This window comes from Brevibacillus nigriterrae (assembly GCF_049846925.1).
In the GTDB taxonomy this organism is placed as follows: domain Bacteria; phylum Bacillota; class Bacilli; order Brevibacillales; family Brevibacillaceae; genus Brevibacillus_H.
In genome coordinates, this window is sequence record NZ_JBNCMT010000014.1 from 77,776 (window position 1) to 95,783 (window position 18,008).

The 18,008-nt window shown below is 41.8% G+C and carries 19 protein-coding genes; 18 read left to right on the forward strand and 1 reads right to left on the reverse strand.

Annotated features, from left to right (window positions below; translation table 11 throughout):
- Positions 1-3: 3 nt before the first annotated feature.
- The 13 genes from ACPW7N_RS12350 to ACPW7N_RS12410 all read left to right on the forward strand — a co-directional run bounded on the left by ACPW7N_RS12350 (position 4) and on the right by ACPW7N_RS12410 (position 13,308).
- Positions 4-354 carry a hypothetical protein gene (locus ACPW7N_RS12350; RefSeq protein WP_425651391.1) on the forward strand — a complete coding sequence of 117 codons (351 nt, stop codon included), beginning with the start codon at positions 4-6 and terminating at the stop codon, positions 352-354.
- 1 nt (position 355) lies between these two features.
- Positions 356-1,681 carry an MATE family efflux transporter gene (locus tag ACPW7N_RS12355; protein WP_425651392.1) on the forward strand — a complete coding sequence of 442 codons (1,326 nt, stop codon included), beginning with the start codon at positions 356-358 and terminating at the stop codon, positions 1,679-1,681.
- Positions 1,682-1,875: 194 nt separating this feature from the next.
- Positions 1,876-3,030: a cation:proton antiporter gene (locus ACPW7N_RS12360; RefSeq protein WP_425651393.1), complete on the forward strand. Its 1,155-nt coding sequence runs from the start codon at positions 1,876-1,878 to the stop codon at positions 3,028-3,030.
- A 291-nt stretch (positions 3,031-3,321) separates the two neighbouring features.
- Positions 3,322-4,911, forward strand: a complete 1,590-nt coding sequence (locus tag ACPW7N_RS12365) for an NAD(P)/FAD-dependent oxidoreductase (RefSeq protein ID WP_425651394.1) — start codon at positions 3,322-3,324, stop codon at positions 4,909-4,911.
- Positions 4,912-5,175: 264 nt separating this feature from the next.
- A complete protein-coding gene (locus ACPW7N_RS12370; RefSeq protein WP_425651395.1) occupies positions 5,176-5,445 on the forward strand; it encodes a hypothetical protein in 270 nt (89 codons plus the stop codon).
- A gap of 6 nt (positions 5,446-5,451) precedes the next feature.
- Entirely contained in the window at positions 5,452-5,784 is a 333-nt protein-coding gene (locus ACPW7N_RS12375; RefSeq protein ID WP_425651396.1) for a hypothetical protein, read from the forward strand.
- 37 nt (positions 5,785-5,821) lie between these two features.
- Complete coding sequence (locus ACPW7N_RS12380; RefSeq protein ID WP_425651397.1) at positions 5,822-5,932, forward strand: CPCC family cysteine-rich protein; 111 nt, start codon at positions 5,822-5,824, stop codon at positions 5,930-5,932.
- A gap of 318 nt (positions 5,933-6,250) precedes the next feature.
- Entirely contained in the window at positions 6,251-6,832 is a 582-nt protein-coding gene (locus ACPW7N_RS12385) for a DUF4256 domain-containing protein (protein WP_425651398.1), read from the forward strand.
- Between the two features lie 59 nt (positions 6,833-6,891).
- The gene (locus ACPW7N_RS12390; RefSeq protein ID WP_425651399.1) at positions 6,892-7,599 is read left to right on the forward strand and encodes a DNA alkylation repair protein; all 708 of its coding nucleotides are present in this window, start codon (positions 6,892-6,894) and stop codon (positions 7,597-7,599) included.
- A gap of 339 nt (positions 7,600-7,938) precedes the next feature.
- A complete protein-coding gene (locus tag ACPW7N_RS12395) occupies positions 7,939-9,636 on the forward strand; it encodes a molecular chaperone HscC (protein WP_425651400.1) in 1,698 nt (565 codons plus the stop codon).
- Complete coding sequence (locus ACPW7N_RS12400; RefSeq protein WP_425651401.1) at positions 9,636-11,492, forward strand: J domain-containing protein; 1,857 nt, start codon at positions 9,636-9,638, stop codon at positions 11,490-11,492. The genes ACPW7N_RS12395 and ACPW7N_RS12400 overlap by 1 nt, the downstream gene beginning before the upstream one ends.
- A 13-nt stretch (positions 11,493-11,505) precedes the next feature.
- Positions 11,506-12,171 (forward strand): DUF1266 domain-containing protein, encoded by a 666-nt coding sequence (locus ACPW7N_RS12405; protein ID WP_425651402.1) that lies wholly within the window; start codon positions 11,506-11,508, stop codon positions 12,169-12,171.
- Positions 12,172-12,285: 114 nt separating this feature from the next.
- The gene (locus ACPW7N_RS12410) at positions 12,286-13,308 is read left to right on the forward strand and encodes a DUF3231 family protein (protein WP_425651403.1); all 1,023 of its coding nucleotides are present in this window, start codon (positions 12,286-12,288) and stop codon (positions 13,306-13,308) included.
- A gap of 109 nt (positions 13,309-13,417) precedes the next feature.
- Here ACPW7N_RS12410 and ACPW7N_RS12415 read toward each other — a convergent pair whose 3' ends face one another.
- The gene (locus ACPW7N_RS12415) at positions 13,418-13,921 is read right to left on the reverse strand and encodes an acetyltransferase (protein WP_425651404.1); all 504 of its coding nucleotides are present in this window, start codon (positions 13,919-13,921) and stop codon (positions 13,418-13,420) included.
- 344 nt (positions 13,922-14,265) lie between these two features.
- Between ACPW7N_RS12415 and ACPW7N_RS12420 the strand changes: the two genes are divergently transcribed.
- The 5 genes from ACPW7N_RS12420 (at position 14,266) to ACPW7N_RS12440 (ending at position 17,989) form a co-directional block, all read left to right on the forward strand.
- Positions 14,266-15,741, forward strand: coding sequence for a protein adenylyltransferase SelO (locus ACPW7N_RS12420; RefSeq protein WP_425651405.1), 1,476 nt, complete (start codon positions 14,266-14,268; stop codon positions 15,739-15,741).
- 217 nt (positions 15,742-15,958) lie between these two features.
- A complete protein-coding gene (locus ACPW7N_RS12425) occupies positions 15,959-16,321 on the forward strand; it encodes a DUF4180 domain-containing protein (RefSeq protein ID WP_425651406.1) in 363 nt (120 codons plus the stop codon).
- 112 nt (positions 16,322-16,433) lie between these two features.
- The gene (locus ACPW7N_RS12430) at positions 16,434-17,078 is read left to right on the forward strand and encodes an MBL fold metallo-hydrolase (protein ID WP_425651407.1); all 645 of its coding nucleotides are present in this window, start codon (positions 16,434-16,436) and stop codon (positions 17,076-17,078) included.
- Between the two features lie 177 nt (positions 17,079-17,255).
- Positions 17,256-17,453, forward strand: coding sequence for a hypothetical protein (locus ACPW7N_RS12435; RefSeq protein ID WP_425651408.1), 198 nt, complete (start codon positions 17,256-17,258; stop codon positions 17,451-17,453).
- Positions 17,454-17,533: 80 nt separating this feature from the next.
- Positions 17,534-17,989, forward strand: a complete 456-nt coding sequence (locus tag ACPW7N_RS12440; RefSeq protein WP_425651409.1) for an SRPBCC family protein — start codon at positions 17,534-17,536, stop codon at positions 17,987-17,989.
- Positions 17,990-18,008 lie beyond the last annotated feature (19 nt).

The following is an 18,008-nucleotide window of genomic DNA, read 5'->3' on the forward strand; positions in this document are numbered from 1 at the left end:
CTTTTGAAAAAGAGCGGAGTTATATTTCGGAACTTTTCAGGTGAAGGGATTCTTACCGGACAGTTCCGATTAGGATGCAGTACCTTCATGCTTCCAATAGAAGTTGGCAAATATAAGCTAACGATTACCGTCACACAAGGAGGTGTAAACCTAAATCATGGGGAATATTGTATGGAGGGGCTAGAAGCAGACCCCAAAGACAGACCCCTAAGATATGAGTTCAGAGAACCGGAATCATACTGCATTGAACTAGATGTAAGAAGCGTTGACGGTGTTACTGACCGTCTTACCTTACTGAATCCTAGTCTGTCTAAAATCACACGATTTATCTTTTCGATTGATGAGGTATCCTAACATGAGAATATCGAACACTTATTGGAGGTCAATTCTTGCCCTAGCCATACCTGCAATTGCCGAGAATTTCCTGCAAAGCATGGTCGGGTTTGTAGATACTTTGTTCATTTCAAAATTAGGGCTAGCTGAGGTGGCTTCTGTAGGCATTGCAAACACAATATTGCAGATATATTTTGCTGTGTTCCTTGCCATCGCAACATGTTCCACAATATTAGTATCCCGATTCAAAGGGGAAGGAAATAATAATCAGATAATTAAAGTTAGTTCCAACTCGATTATCTTAACTTTGATGATTGGTATATTATTTGGGTTGTTGTCGTTCTTCTTTGCAGAGGACTTATTGAAGGTGATGGGCGCTAGTCCCGAAGTATTAGCATCAGGTGTTACATATTTTCGCATTGTAGCAACCCCTTCAATATTTATCTCGATGATGTACACCCTTGGAGCATTATTTAGAGGAACAGGAGACACCAAAACACCATTAAAAATTGGGATGATTATGAACGTCATTCATATTGTGCTCGATTACGTACTGATTTTTGGCGTGTTCTTTCAAGGTTTTGGTATCGTCGGGGCGGCAGTTGCTACGGTATCAGCACGAATAATAGGTGTCCTTCTCTTGTTTAGGCAGTTGCACAAAAAGAATCTTATCTCATGGTCGGCTCATGTATGGCAATTGAACCGACATATTATGCAGTCCTTAATCCGTCTTGGTATTCCTGCATCATTAGAACGTCTGTTCATGAGATTTGGGCAGGTTGTTTATTTTGGGATGATAATAAGAATGGGTGTAGAAGTATATTCCGCCCATACACTGGCAGGGAACTTCACTATATTCCCGACAATAATCGGAACTGGAATCGCAACGGCAACGGCAACACTCATCGGTCAAAGTATCGGGGCTAAAGATATTCAAGCTGTTAGACGGTACAGCAGGGCTTCCGTACTGCTTCTAATGCTCGTCATGACGATTACATTACTAATACTTTTCCTTAGTTCAAGCGTAACCGCAAGAATATTTACGGATAACAAAAGCGTTATTCTACTCATTGTCACAGTATTGGGGATTGATACCTTGACCCAACCTGCAACAGCCGTTGTCACTTCATTAACGTCTGTCTTACAGGCAGGAGGAGACACAAAATACCCGATGTACGTTACAGCCGCAGGAATTTGGGTGATTAGAACACTCGGTGTTTACTTGCTTGGTGTTTACTTCGGGTTTGGACTGATAGGGGTTTGGGTAGCAATCGGATTAGATAATTACATCCGTGCACTATTCTTATGGCAAAGATACCGCTCATTCAAGTGGATACGAAGCGTATGACGAAAGGAGTTTGTTACTTTTACAATTTTGATTTAATCACGCCTCCGACAAGTATAGGTGCATGTAGAATGGGCAAATTACAGTCATTGTGGTATACTGAGGTTATAATTCAATACTTGCATGAATCGGTGGAGTCTGCGCAAAGCAGGCTCTTTCTGCGTTTTTATGGTCATGCGGAAGGGTGGTAAAATTAAATGGAATTCTTTTTACAATTATTGATTATCATCTTGAGCACAAAAATTGCAGGTGATGTAGCAGTACGATTAGGTCAACCCTCAGTGCTTGGCAAACTCATTATCGGCGTGATAATCGGGCCTGCTGTTTTTGGGTGGGTGCATCCCTCTGATGTCGTCTCAACCTTTAGTAATATTGGCGTACTATTGCTGATGTTCTTTGCAGGATTGGAGACAGACTTGAAGGAACTGAACAATAATCGTAATGCTTCTGTTGCTGTAGCGGTTGGAGGTATTATATTACCCCTGAGCCTTGGGTACATTAGTGGAATCGCTATTGGAATGGAAAGCGCACATGCTCTATTTCTCGGCTTGTTGCTATCCGCGACTTCTGTCAGTATCTCAGTTCAAACTTTTAAGGAACTTGGTAAACTAAAGAGCCGCGAGAGTACCACCGTTCTTGGTGCGGCTTTGGTCGATGACATTCTTGTCGTCATTTCCTTGGCAGTAGTAATGAGTTTGTTATCGACAGAAGAAGTTCACTTGGGTATGGTGATTCTAAAGAAAATTATCTTCTTTGCTTTAGTCATACTCATTGGGTGGAAAATTGTACCGTGGGTTATGCGTAAACTCGCCCCCCTTAAGGTTACGGAATCAGTCATTAGTATTGGAATCGTAGTTTGTCTCTTTTTTGCTTATATGGCTGAGTATCTTGGAGTCGCAGGAATTATCGGTGCATTTGCCGCAGGCATTGCTATCTCTAGAACTGAATATAAAAAGGAAGTTGAAGAGAAACTTGAACCAATAGCTTACGCTATCTTTGTACCTGTGTTCTTTGTAAGTATCGGTCTATCTGTAACGTTTGATGGGTTCGTGTCTCAACTACTCGTAATAATCACTTTAACACTTGTGGCTATATTGGCGAAGATAGTCGGGGCAGGTTTCGGGGCTAAATTAACTGGTTTTAATTGGCGTTCATCTGCCGTTATAGGAGCAGGTATGGTATCACGTGGAGAAGTCGCACTGATAATAGCGGCTATTGGTCTAGAGTCAGGCTTGTTAAGTCAAAAATACTTTACTTCGGTGATTGTTGTTGTCATACTTACGACAATAGTTACTCCACCATTATTAAAGGCTCTCTTCAAAGAATCACCATTAAAAGAGGAAACAAGATAATGGGGGCTATAGCCCCCATTCAGAGCAAACACCATAACAGCGGACACAATAAATTAGAATTGTTTTCACTGTATACTCGTCACATGTGGAGTGTGTAATATTGATGGTTCGTAAAGAATAGATGAGATGTGTGAATCTTGAAATGAATTAGTGAAAGAGGCAAGGTGTTCGACTCCCCTCGCCTACACCATGAAAAGCCCGACTTCATGCGGTCTGGGCTGGGCTTTTCTATTGTTCGAAAATGTAGACGGTACGTAGAACGTAAAAAATAAATTTAGGATGGAATTTATCGTGTTAAGAATAAGTAATATTAAGCTTCGTGCTGATTTTGACCCAAGTAAGGAAAATGAACTTTTAGCTCAGAAAATCCAAAAAATATTAAGGGTCAAACAGAACAAAATATTGTCTTTTAATATTTCTAAGAAGTCGATCGACGCAAGGGAAAAAAATAATGTCCTACTTGTTTATTCAGTTGATATTGAAATTGAAAACGAGAAGTCATATTTAGGAATAAAGGATGTTTCTTTCTATGAACCATTAGAATATGTAATCAAGAAGGCTCAAAGAGCCACTCGTCCTATCGTAGTAGGTAGTGGACCTGCCGGCCTTTTCTGTGCGTTGCTATTGGCAGAGCATGGTTTAAACCCAATTGTAGTAGAGCAAGGAATGGACGTCGATCGGAGAAAGTTAGCTGTTGAAAAATTTTGGAAATACGGTGTGCTTGATACCAATACAAATGTCCAATTTGGTGAAGGTGGAGCAGGAACGTTTTCAGATGGTAAATTAACAACTGGCATAAAAAATACCCGTATTCCGAAAGTATTAAAGGAATTAGTAGAGGCTGGTGCTCCTAGGGAGATATCTTATTTATCAAAACCGCATATAGGAACTGACATTTTGATAACGGTTGTTAGAAATATTCGTAAAAAAATAGAACGACTTGGTGGGGAAGTGCGTTTCGAAACGAAAATGAAGGAACTTATCATCGAAAATGGTGAAGTTAGAGGCGTGTTGCTAGAAGGACAAGGAAACACAGAGACAATTGAAACTGATGCTGTAGTATTGGCGATTGGGCATAGTGCTCGCGATACTTTTTATATGCTGAAGGATCTAGGGGTTGACATGACACCGAAAGCATTTGCAGTAGGTGTGCGTATTGAACATCATCAAAAAGACATTGATTTACAGCAATTCGGTAGTTGTACAATTAATCCACTCCTTGGTGCAGCTGAATATAAGTTGAATGCGCATCTTCCAAACGGTCGAGGTGTTTACTCTTTTTGTATGTGCCCTGGAGGTCATGTCGTTGCTGCCGCATCGGAAAAAAATTCGGTAGTTTCAAATGGTATGAGCTATAGCGCAAGGAGTGGCGAAAATGCTAATAGTGCCATACTTGTCTCTATAACTCCAAATGATATGAATGGGGATGTATTGGCGGCTGTAGAGTTTCAAAGAAAACTTGAGCGAAAAGCATTTGAACTAGGTGGAAGAAATTATTTTGCACCAGTACAATTGGTTGGCGATTTCTTAGCGGATAAGGGTAGTAAACAACTTGGCGATATTGTACCAACTTATAGCCCAGGTGTTACACCAACGGACTTAAGAGAATGTCTTGATGATTTTATCGTTGATAGTTTAAAAGACGGGTTGCGATCAATGGATAAAAAACTAGCTGGCTTTATCAAACATGATGCAGTTTTAACAGCTGTAGAAAGCCGAAGTTCATCACCAGTTACAATTAAGCGAAATCCGCTGACCTTTGAGTCGAACATAAAAGGACTATACCCTTGTGGAGAAGGTGCGGGTTATGCTGGCGGTATCACGTCTAGTGCTGTTGACGGCATAAAATGTGCAGAAGCACTAATGGAGATTGAAGTTTAGTTTTGATACACACATCGAAAATGATAGGTTGTTCGTTTTGTGTATTGTGACTGTGAAACTAGTACAACACATGTGGAGTGCTGTTCACTATTAGTGCGGAATAACTAGTATACAAGATGCAAAAGTGTCTAGCCCCCTTATTTCGAGGGGGCTTTCTTATGTGAATTGGATAAATGATAAGGGAAAAAATGGTCGTTCAGTTTGCGAGGCATGATAATATAGAAATGAGGTACAATACACGATTTTATCTAAAAAGGTGAGTCAGTGAAAATCAGAGTGGATGATGAAGAGCGACAAGTAATAATTGATGATTATTTTCGTATAGGTGGGGCGATCGTTCCAAAAAGCCAATGTGAAGACTGCGGAAGTATAATCATCTATTACGATAAATATGACAATGAGTTCTGTCCCTCCTGTAATAAATGGTTGTTTGCTCCCTGTGGAGACCCATCTTGTATTTATTGTAAAGTGCGACCAATTAAAGCTTTAGAAATCAAAACTTTTGCTGATAAGTATCATGAAAATATGGAGTAACAGAATATGAAGATGATGTGGTGTTGGCGTTGTAAAAGTGAAATGCCTATGTTAGATGAAGCGGAATATGTTCAGATTCATAAATTGTTTAGTAAATGTATGGAAGCATCAGACGAGTTTAGACAAGAGCATGGGTTATCATTTGAAAAGATTTCTATGGTTGAGAGATTCAGTCCTGTCATTAAGGAATACGAAAGAATGACTGGGATTTCAGGCGTTCATCATAATGCAATAATGCACCATCGAATATCTTTATTTGGCGACCCTTGCCAATATTGTGGAAAGCCATTGAGAACACCAAACGCAAAGCTGTGTGCTAGTTGTGGTCAGCCAAAGTAATAGTTGATTTCTGAGGAAAAAGAAAGGTAAGTGTTAAATGAACCGGCATAATTGCCCTTGTTGCGGTTACCCCACACTAGAAGAAAGACGGGGTTGGGAGATTTGTTGTTTATGTGATTGGGAGGATGATGGGCAAGAAGAGGAATAGCAATACTGTGTTTTGGCCATGTTGCAAGAATACACAGAGCGGTTAATAAGCAACTGATTATCCCGCTTATTAATGATGCATTAAGTGATGAAAGTAAGTTTGTTAGAGGGCATGCTCATTCAGCTTTAGATGATATAAAATTGTTTTGCAAATAAATACGCTTCAGAGGTGTCGATTAAACCCATGTTCGTATCTTAGGTACATCGGTTTGTTGATAAGATAAGTTTGTAATTCCTTTTTCCAGAAACAACACTCTCTTAAAAATTGGGAATAATGATTTCTATTGGGCAAAACATATTATCCGAGGGAGAATCTAACATGCCAAAGAGTAATGAAACCAGCAACAAAAAGGAGTTGTCACCTGAACAACGTGAAGAACTACTCGGAACATTGAAAGCCCGCTTTGAGAAAAATATGAACCGTCATCAAGGCCTTGAATGGGCTAATGTTCAAGCAAAGCTCGAAGCTAATACGGAAAAACTGTGGTCACTGTATGAAATGGAAAAAACTAGCGGAGAACCAGATGTTGTTGGTCATGATGAAAAGTCGGGCGAATACATTTTTTATGATTGTTCAACGGAAAGTCCTAAAGGTCGCAGAAGTGTTTGTTACGACCGTGAAGCGCTGGAGTCAAGGAAAGAACATAAACCACAAAATAACGCTATTGATATGGCTGCTGCCATGGGCGTTGAGCTTTTAACGGAAGAACAATACCGGGAGCTGCAGAAACTTGGAAATTTCGATACGAAATCATCGAGCTGGGTGAAAACACCTGCTACTATTAGAAAGCTCGGCGGGGCTATCTTCTGTGATCGTCGCTACGACACTGTCTTTGTGTACCACAATGGAGCAGAATCCTACTATGCTGTCAGGGGTTTCCGTGGCTCGCTAAGGGTCTAAAAATGGTGTGATGAAAGGTAAGTAAGTACGATTATAGTTAAAGAAGGTAGTGTAAAACCATGAATGTAGAAATGGTCATGCAGGAGCTTGAAGCTCTCGGCAAGGAACGACTCAAGAAAATGTACTTGTCCAATGGAGCGCACGAACCGCTTTTTGGCGTGGCGACAGGTGCCATGAAGCCCATTGCCAAGAAAATCAAAATCAATCAACCTTTGGCTGAGCAGCTTTACGCCACAGGAAACTACGATGCCATGTACTTTGCGGGCATTATTGCAGATCCGAAAGCAATGACCGAGGCAGATTTTGAGCGTTGGATGGATGGGGCTTATTTTTATATGCTTTCCGATTACGTGGTTGCGGTAACCTTGGCGGAAACCAATATTGCGCAAGAAGTTGCCGATAAATGGATCGCAAGCGGCGACGAGCTTAAAATGTCAGCGGGATGGAGTTGTTATTGCTGGCTTTTGGGCAGTCGGCCGGATTGTGAGTTTGCTGAAAGCAAAATTGCTACCATGTTGGAGATTGTGGAAAAAACGATTCACGATTCTCCCGAACGAACGAAATCCTCGATGAATAACTTTATGTACACAGTAGGGGTATCCTATCTGCCTCTCCATGATAAGGCGGTCGAGACCGCAAAGGCAGTAGGCCCAGTAGAAGTTAAACGGGACAAGAAAAAAAGCAGTATCTTACTCGCTTCCGAAAGTATTCAAAAAGCGGTAGAAAAAGAGCAACTTGGTTTCAAACGCAAATATGTTAGATGTTAAACACTTTCCTTGAGTACGAATATCGACAACCAGACATACTATGATGCTCTAGTTCACAAAAATTCGGATTACGAACATAATTTCTATAAAAATAGCCAGAAACCTACGCTTTCAAGGGTTTCTGGCTATTTTCATCGAGTAGGATATTTTTTTAGATGGAACCTTGTTTGATATTACTTCGACAAGATGATAGGGAGCATTGGACTGATTTGACGATTGATAACACTTAATTTTGAACCTTTTATTTTTGATCAATTTTTAATACTATAATTACTATTGAATATAATTACCAAATAACGGATTAATTGTTATACATTACATAAGAAATGAGGGTATTCCATGACTACGATAGGTATTGATTTGGGAACTTCGAATAGTCTGGTAGCTTTTTGGAGTGATAACGGTCCCGAGCTAATACCGAATGCGTTGGGAGAACACCTTACTCCATCTGTTGTAAGCATCGATGACAATGGTGAAATTCTGGTCGGCCAAATTGCAAAAGAGCGTCTCATTACCCATCCCCATGTAACCGCATCAGCCTTTAAACGGTATATGGGTACGGAAAAGCTGTTTAAGTTGGGGCAGTATTCATTTTCTCCTGAAGAGCTTTCCTCCTTCGTCCTGAAAGCCTTGAAGGCAGATGCGGAAGCATTTTTTGGATATGAGGTTACGGAAGCGGTGATTAGCGTTCCGGCTTATTTTAATGACTCCCAGCGAAAGGCAACCAAGCGTGCTGCCGAATTAGCCGGATTAAAAGTGGAGAGGCTCATCAGTGAACCTACTGCTGCTGCGATCGCATATGGGCTTCATCAAGAAGAGTCCGATACTAAATTCCTGGTCTTTGATTTGGGTGGAGGAACCTTCGACGTGTCTATACTCGAATTTTTTGAAGGAGTCATGGAGGTCAAATCGATCGCAGGAGATAACTATCTCGGGGGCGAGGACTTCACAAAAATACTCGCTGCCTATTTTGTTGAAAAAACAGGGATGGATTTTGAGGCTCTAGATGCCAAAGCACATTCTGCCATTTTCAAACAGGCGGAGCTTTGTAAACGGATGATTGGCCGAGATCTGATCGGAAAAATGAGCTTTACCATAGACGGCAAAACACATGAAATCAGCTTGGATCGAAATGAATATGAGAAGCTAGCAAGTCAGCTCTTGCTGCGTTTGCGCCACCCGATCGAGCGAGCATTGAGAGACGCATCTCTTACTCCTGAGGAGCTGGATGCTGTCATTCTCATCGGTGGTGCCACCAGAATGCCGATCATCAAGTCGATTGTTAGCAAAATGTTTGGACGCTTTCCATACTCGCAAATCAACCCGGATGAAGCAGTAGCGATGGGAGCTGCGATTCAAGTTGCTCTCAAGGAGAGAAACGAAGCCCTAAAAGAGATTATTCTGACGGATGTATGCCCTTATACACTTGGAACCGATATTGTGAAAAGAACGGCAAACGGCTTTGAGGATGGGCATTATCTGCCGATCATTGAACGTAACACGCCCATTCCTGTGAGCAAAGTTGAGCGTCTCTATACAGTCAATGATGATCAGACTGCGATTCTCATTGAAATATACCAGGGTGAGAGCCGCCGTGTCGAGAACAACATCAAACTGGGGGAGCTCAGAGTAGATGTGCCAAAAGGCCCCGCAGGCCAGCAGTCTATCGATATCCGCTATACCTATGATATTAATGGGATTTTGGAGGTTGAAGTTACGATAGTCAGTACTGGCTTGAAAAAGAACATGATTATCGAGAAAAATCCAGGAAGTCTGTCACCTGAGGACATCCAAGCTCGTCTGAACGAATTGAGAGATATCAAAATTCATCCGCGTGACAGGGCCGAAAATAGACTGTTGCTTGCTCGGGGTGAACGGATGTATGAAGAATCCCTTGGGGACAGACGCACAGAAATTGCCTATTTACTGGAAAAGTTCGAAGCTGTGTTAGCCACACAAGATCAGCAACTGATAAAAAAGGCGACGTTAGCGTTTAAAAAACAACTGGATCATTTAGAAGGGTGGTTCGACTATTAATGGGTGTGTGGGAAGTACTGGGGATTGAACCCACCGAAGATATTCCATCGATTAAAAAAGCCTACTCCCAAAAACTGAAGGTTCACCACCCAGAGGATGACCCAGAAGGCTATCAAAGGCTAAGAGAAGCTTATGACTATGCAATGAAGGCTGCGAAAAAGGGAGCCGTTAAAGAAACTAGGCCGTCGTTCAGCGATGAAAACAACATCCATATCTGGCCTAATCCTTCCAACATGGTTGAGTTAACAGTTGAAACGATAGATCCACCAGAAGAAATCGACCCAGTAGATGAATTCATGGAACAGGTGGAAGAGGTTTATTCTGATTTTTCTTCCCGTATCAACCTTGATCAATGGTCAAGGCTGCTGAATTCCGACATTGTCTGGGATGTAAGGCTTAAAGAAATCGTAGAAGAAACATTATTGGATTTCTTACATGAACATCGGTTTCTCCCTAAAAGAGTTTGGGAATCCATCGAATACTGTTTTCGTTGGCGCGAACTAGCTACAGAAGCTCCGGATGATCGAATGGAGTATTTCACGGAAGAGTTTTACCATTTTTATTGCAGACAATTGGATGAACCTGCTCTTCGTTATACCTTTCTACAACATGCAGTTGATTTAGACTACGATGAGTTTCTGAACAAGCGGGAGACGGCCTATCAGGCACTTAAAGAGAACAATCTGGAACTGGCAGGTCGATCGCTTGATGAAGCATATGCGATGTATTCAGATGATCCTGACTTGCTTCGGCTACAGGGTGAATACTTTCTTCGTATGGGTGACAAGAAGTCTGCTCTTGCTGCCATGGAGCAGGGAATCCGCATTTATCCAGAGGACATCGATTGGTATCTGATTCGGTCCCGGATATGGTATGAAAGCCTTCAATTCGTAGAAGCAAAAGACGAATGTCTGTACATCCTCTCACGAATGCCTGCCAATATGGGTACCCTGCGTCTGTTGGGGAAAATCTTCATTCAGCTTGGTGAGTTAGAGAAGGCAGAGGAGAACTACTTGAAGGTATTGGAGAGTTATCCGAATGATATCGATGCCATAACAAGCCTTGCCCATATCCGTTCTGATATGGTGGAGCGGGCTAAGCAGGGGAACTTTTTCACCAGAAGATCAGTCAAAAAGAGATTGTATAAGAAGCTTGGAAAGCCGAATTTTTTTGGCAGTGTGAAACTGTTTTGGATGCAGTTGCCCAAAACAGGTGTCGTAATCACTCTATCCTTAATTCTTTTTCTACATGTTTTGTTATCTAATCCTTTCATCAATGATACGGGTTTAACACCTGTCTCCTATCTAAAAAATATGATTCATCCTGTAGAACTAGCTTCGACTGAGATGCTGAATCAAGCAGATAGTTCCGATATCGTCCAAATAAAGCTGCCCAGTGTTCATTTTCTGGGAATAACAGAGTATCAAGCCAAAGCCGAGACCGGTGCTATCAGTACTCGATATAATTCTTCCTACGACCCAAAACGTAATTGGGCGAAAAGCATCCTCCCCACAGGATGGTTTTATGTGGCAAAGCTTGATAACTCATCAATCGTTTTATTGGTCTCAGATGCCAATCAAGCAGTGCAGATACAAAAAAGTAATTCTATTGATTCGCCAGGAACAATCGTGAAAATGCCGCAAGAGTTACCTGAGTATGTATGGGAGGTTTTGCAGATTACAGACTTTGGCTCCAAATACAAAGATTCCAAATTTGTTGCCGATAAACTAATTGTTGTACATAATGTCACTAATGAAATTCTCGTTAAAGCAGTGATTTATTCCGTATTGTTACTAGTTCTCTATGCATTTTTGCTTCGACTGCTTGTCAGAACCTACAAAACGGTCCGATTCTAATAAGGAGGAACCAATGGCACCCACCGTTCTTACATATAATCAGAAGGATCACAGGTTATTTCTGCGAGCTCTTTCGTCTGTTTGCTTTAGCAAAAGTGGAGCCTACTATTATGCGTTATATCATGAAAATTTAAGTAGACGAAAGTGCCTTTTTCTTCTTAAGGAACAACAGATTACAGATAAGTTTGCACTAATCGATACAATAAAATGGCTCCTATCGGAAGGAAAGAGGGAAGAATTCAATCGTCTCCGTCATGTCTTATTTACTTTTTCCGAATCAGAACGAACAGCATACATTCAAGCGTTACCCGAGGACCATCAATCGAAATCAAAGTTGCTTCTTGTTGATTACTATTCGAGATGTCTTCCTTCAGAGGGGATTGCTGCCCATGACTATGCTTGGAGTGTCCTTTTATCCAGAGCTGGGTTGAAACTGGGTTACTTGTATAACGATGAGGCAATGGAATATATGTTGAGTGCTGCAAGGCTGGCACAACAAGCGTATTCCGGATGGAGTGAATATATTGCCGGTTTTGTGGCAGGAATTGATTTTTCAATTCCGGATACGTCTTTCCGAACTACTAAAGAAAATCGAGGTTTCTACACCAAGCTGCTCGCCTCTAGGCACAGCCCCATGCGTCAAGTTGATTGGAATGTAGCTCTTAATGGTAACGAATGATGAATACGCCCACCCCCCTGCTCGTAAGAAAGGAACATAGCCGTATGTGAATATAATTCCAAACAAGTAAAAATACTAGGTCTTGAAGAAAGCATAGTCTAGTGGAGGGAGCATATGTCATTTCAGAAACCTCAAGTAAAACCAACGAACATCGAATTTAGTTGTACGGAAATCGGAGGACTTTGGGGCGTTTATATTCAAGAAAGCATGGCGGTATGTTTCCTAACATACTTTCTGCATCATCTTCAAGATGGTCAGATTGTTCCTTTGGCTGAAGAAGCGTTGGAAATTTCAAAAGAACGATTAGAAAAAATAAAAGGATTCTTTCTTTCAGAAAATTTCCCGATACCGGCTGGTTTTTCGGAAGGTGATGTGAATTTGGCGGCTCCTCCGCTTTTTCATGACACGTTTACCCTAAGTTTTATCTACATGATGAATCGGTTGGGAATGATTAATTTTGCTTTTACGGCTTCCAATAACGTCAGGCTCGATGTGTTGGATTTTTTCAACGAATGCATTCACATATCTACCGAGATGTTCGGAAAAGCAGTGCGAATGATGTTGGAGAAAGGGATTTATGACCGCCCGCCAAAGATGAACTACCCCAACAAAATTGAGTATGTTGAGAAAATCTCATTCTTAGACGGGGTATTGGGTATGAAGCGGCCTCTCAATGCTATTGAGTTATCGGAAATATTTTTTAATATTGAGCGGAATTACTTTTCAGTTATTATCATGCTTGGATTTGCACAAGTAATGGAAGATAAAAAATTAAAAGATTTAATCATCAGAGGCAAAAAAATCAGTGAGGAACAGATTGAGTTATTTAACACCCTGCTCATGCAGGAGGATTTGCTCGGAACGGTAACAGTAAGCATGGAAGTTACAGCTTCTACTGTTTCTCCGTTTTCTGAAAAGCTTATCATGTCGATGATTAATATATTAAATTCAGTAGATATTCTCTTGATTTCACATGCTTTAGCTCTGACTATGCGAGCCGATCTTACTGCTCATTACTCCAAAATCATTGCAAAGGTGATGGCGTACGCTAAAGATACATATGACATTATGGTACAACGGAAATGGCTCGAACAACCGCCTCTTACGACAAACAGAAAGCAACTGATTCAATCCTAAAATGTACTACGCTACGCATCTTGATGAAAGATCGAGCTGATAGGTATAGCTCTCGTTGTGATAAGTGAAAACAGTGGTTATGGAATACGAAAGACGCAAAAGCTGTGGATCACGAGCTACTATCGCTTTTGCGTCTTTTTGCCTTTAAGATGAAATGATGTCGAGATTTACTGTTTAGTTCTAAATGAAGCAAAGGAAACGGCCGTCCCGATCCATCTAATTCGGAACGTCCCACGTGCACAAAACCATACCGCTTGTAGAAAGCGTGTGCGCCCTCATTTTGCTCGTTGACATCGACTTTGAGATTTCTGCCGTATTTTGCTTCCGCATGTTTAATTAGTCGGCTGCCAATCCCCTTTCCGTGGTAAGTAGGGTCAACGAACAACATCTCTATTTTCGATCCTTCAAGCCCTATAAAGCCTGTAGGTTCTTTGCTCTCGTTTATTTCCAACCATATCTCAACTTCTTTTAAGGCTGAATGCTGAACGATGTTTCTATAAAATTCAATATCCTCTTCTGTCAAAAAAGTGTGAGTGTGACGTACCGCTCGATACCAAATATCCACCAATTGATCATGATAGTTTTCATGATAAGGGACGATTTCGCTGCTCATTATGAATCCTCCACAAATTACAATTTAAGAGCGCTCTTGGGAACCAATTATACATACTGCATAGAGGCTTTCCTACCCTATTCACCAATATTTTATCCTCCCATAATATTCTGATAATTCATCCGAAAGAGAGGAAATGAGCGAAACTTGCAGTTTGACAGGCCCCATACTAAGGAATCATCCAGCAAAAAGGGGTATAATAAATTGGAAGAAGCAGACAATACAATCAGAGTCTGTTGCATTGTCATACAAGCCAATCTCTTCAAAAATCAAAAAATACCGACGATTTTAGATTTCAGTAATAAAACCCAAGGCATAAAAATTAAAGCAGAGAGGGAGACAGAATGACAGAGAGAAAAGCAACAATCGAAACAGGATGGAACCTGGACAACAGTTATGGACGTCTGCCGAAAGTATTTTTCACCAGCCAAGGCCCGACCCCGGTACAATCACCGAATCTGATCAAGCTTAATGCTTCTTTGGCGGCATCTCTCGGTTTAAATGCAGAGGCGCTACAAAGCAAGGATGGTGTCTCCGTTTTTGCTGGCAATCGAATTCCCGAAGGCGCCTCGCCTCTTGCTCAGGCTTATGCCGGACATCAATTCGGGCATTTTACCATGTTGGGCGATGGCCGGGCGATACTCCTGGGCGAACAGATGACGCCCCAGGGGCAGCGGTTTGATATTCAGCTCAAGGGCTCAGGTCGGACGCTGTACTCCCGCAGTGGCGATGGCCGGGCGGCACTTGGGCCGATGCTGCGTGAATACATCATCAGCGAAGCGATGCATGGGCTTGGTATCCCTACTACTCGCAGTCTGGCGGTGGTGACAACGGGTGAAACCATCTTCCGAGAAACCATGCAGCCTGGCGCTATTCTCACCCGGATTGCTGCTAGTCATCTGCGTGTCGGCACCTTCCAATATGCGGCCCAATGGGGGACTGTAGACGATCTGCGGGCATTGGCTGACTACACATTGCAAAGACATTTTCCAGACTTTGAAATGGATGGAAACCGCTATCTTTCCTTACTACAGGGAGTGATCAAGCGTCAGGCATCGCTGGTTGCCAAATGGCTGCTGGTCGGCTTTATTCACGGGGTAATGAACACCGACAACATGGCGATCAGTGGAGAGACTATTGATTATGGCCCGTGTGCTTTTATGGACAACTACGATCCGGCAACGGTATTCAGCTCGATAGATTATCAGGGCCGCTATGCCTATGGCAATCAGCCGCAAATTGCGGCGTGGAACCTTGCGAGATTGGCCGAAGCGTTATTGCCGCTCTTGCATGACGACGAGGATCAGGCTGTCAAACTGGCAGAGGATGCGATTTCGGATTTTGGGAAGTTATTTAATCAAAACTGGTTGGCGGGAATGAGAGCGAAGCTGGGCATATTCAATGAGGAGCCACAGGACGAGACCTTGATTCAAGACCTCCTGCAAATGATGCAAAATCATCGGGCGGACTACACGAATACCTTCCGTGCACTCAAGTTGGAGAAGCCAGAGGATACGGCTCTCTATGGCACTACGGAATTTGCTCAGTGGCATGAGCAGTGGCAGGCGAGACTGGGCAGGCAGCAGGAATCGAAAGCTGCATCACTTGAATTGATGCAAAGATCCAATCCCGCAATCATCCCTCGAAACCATCGGGTAGAAGAGGCCCTCAAAGCAGCAGTAGAGAAGGAAGATTACAGTGTAATGGAACGGCTGCTTGAAGCTCTGTCAAACCCCTTTGCATACTCATCCGAACAGGCGGAGTACTCGATACTGCCTGAGCCAACTACTCGTCCGTACCGAACCTTTTGTGGCACCTAATTAACTGCTAATAGAAAAAGGGCATATCGGCCCTTTTTCTATTTGTCTCGGTCGAGGGATTTGATTATGAAGGTGTAATTTGCAATATTGGGTACAAAGGGTAATATTAGTTTATTTTTAAAATAAGAAATTTATTTGAATAACCGAATGCCTGCTTATAAAGTGAAGAGAGAGAACAGAACGACTGAACAGTTGTATCAGAAGGGAGCAATCGGTCATGGAAATCACTGTAAACCCAAAAGGCGATTCAAAAGTAGCCATCATTTCAAGTGACAGTCTCGTCATAGAAAATGTACAAGATGCCCTGGATCTAATGGCAAACGTTCAGTACAACGGTTTTGATAAAATGCTTTTGCGAAAAGAAAATATCATTGATGATTTCTTTGAATTGAAAACAAGGTTAGCAGGGGAAATCTTGCAGAAATATACAAACTACCGGATGAAGGTCGCTATCGTTGGAGATTTTAGTGTCTATAACAGTAAAAGCCTGAATGACTTTATTTATGAAAGCAACAAAGGAAATCAAGTATTGTTTAAGGCAACAGAATCTGAGGCGCTGGAAGGACTTCATCAGCTCTGATACGAAAAGAGAGTTTTTGTTTTTTGATCCTGGAATGGATAGTAGAAAAGGTAGAAGAGGTATTTCAAATTTTTGAGGAACAAGATAATGGGCAAGGAGCGAATTTCGCGTTATGAAAATTCAAAAGATAAAGAATAGAAGTGTGTTGTTTACGAAGAGTATGCCTGCGAGTTGGGATTTAAACCTTCACCTGATTCTGGGGGATCGATACAACTATATGATCGATACTGGTCTTGGCTCTGCAACCATTGCGCACATCAAGGAATACATCAAGCATGATAACAAACCGATTATTGTGATAAATACACATTATCATTGGGACCACATTTGGGGAAACCATTGTTTCCGTGGGTCCACGATCGTATCTCACAAGCGTTGCAGAGAGATGATCGAGCAGAATTGGGAAGAGATGCTCCAAAAGTACAAGCACTTTTTGGATGGTGAAGCTGAAATGCTTCTTCCCAATTTGACATTTGAAGATGAGTTGTATTTTCCGGAAGATAAAATCAGACTCATCTATACACCAGGGCATACCGTTGATTCTATCAGCGTAATTGATGAGGTTGATAAGGTCATCAATGTAGCAGATAATGTCGGAGATTCACTAGATGACATTATCCCTAGCCTAAAGTGTGAAAAAGAAGAGTACAGAAACACTCTGTTAACCTATCGAGAAATCGACTTTGATACTTGCATATCTGGACACAATATCGTTTTGGACAAGCAAGTCATTGAGCAGATATTAAACAAGCTGTAGAATTTGAAAACTTCTTCCATGCTGAGAGAGTGAAGAAATATTATTTGCCAGTTTCGCCAAAAACCTAACTTTAGTTAGGTTTTTTTTGGATTCCTTTTTGCTAGTCTCTCAATGGAAGTAGCACTGCTGGTGTTACTTAGAGGCAGTTTGACAAAACGGATAATAGGAGTGGGGTCAATGTTAGAGAAGCTAGGTTTAGGTGTAGTCACGTACTTGATCGTAATGGTAGCCTTGGTTATCCCAGGTTTTTTTAACGAAAACCTGTTAATATTCAAGTCTGAAAAACGCAATAAAGCAGTAATCAAATGGTATTTTATCCTTGGGAGCATTTTGGCAATCACCATTGCTGTTTATGTAGTGAAGGGGGATTACTGATTGTACCGTTCGGTTAGAATAGGTTAATAGGCACTCTCAGATTCAAGAGTTGTGCATGGATAATAATGGGGGATGAAATCATGACTGACACGGCATTTGTGTATGTTACCTATATTGCAACCACACCGGAAAAGCTATGGGAAGCCTTGACCAGCAGTGATTATACGGAGAAATATTTCTTCGGGAGCAAAATTCAATCAGACTGGAAGGAAGGCTCAAGGGTTGCCTATTCACGCAATGGGGAAGTCTCTGATTTTGGAACCATATTGAAGTGTGTACCGCAGCGTGTTCTGTCGTTTACGTGGACGTATGTTGGTGATAAAATTGCTCGAGAAGAGCCGTCACGAGTCACGTTTGAGCTAAAGCCGTTGAATGAAACTGTGAAGCTGACGCTTACGCATGACAATCTGTTGCCAACAGATTTCGTGTACGAAGACAATACCTTTGAAGGATTAAACAATGGATGGCCTGCCATTTTAAGCAACCTGAAAAGTTTGCTAGAAACGGGGAAAACCTTGCCGCCGCTTTCAATATAATCGCATCTAGTATTTTAAA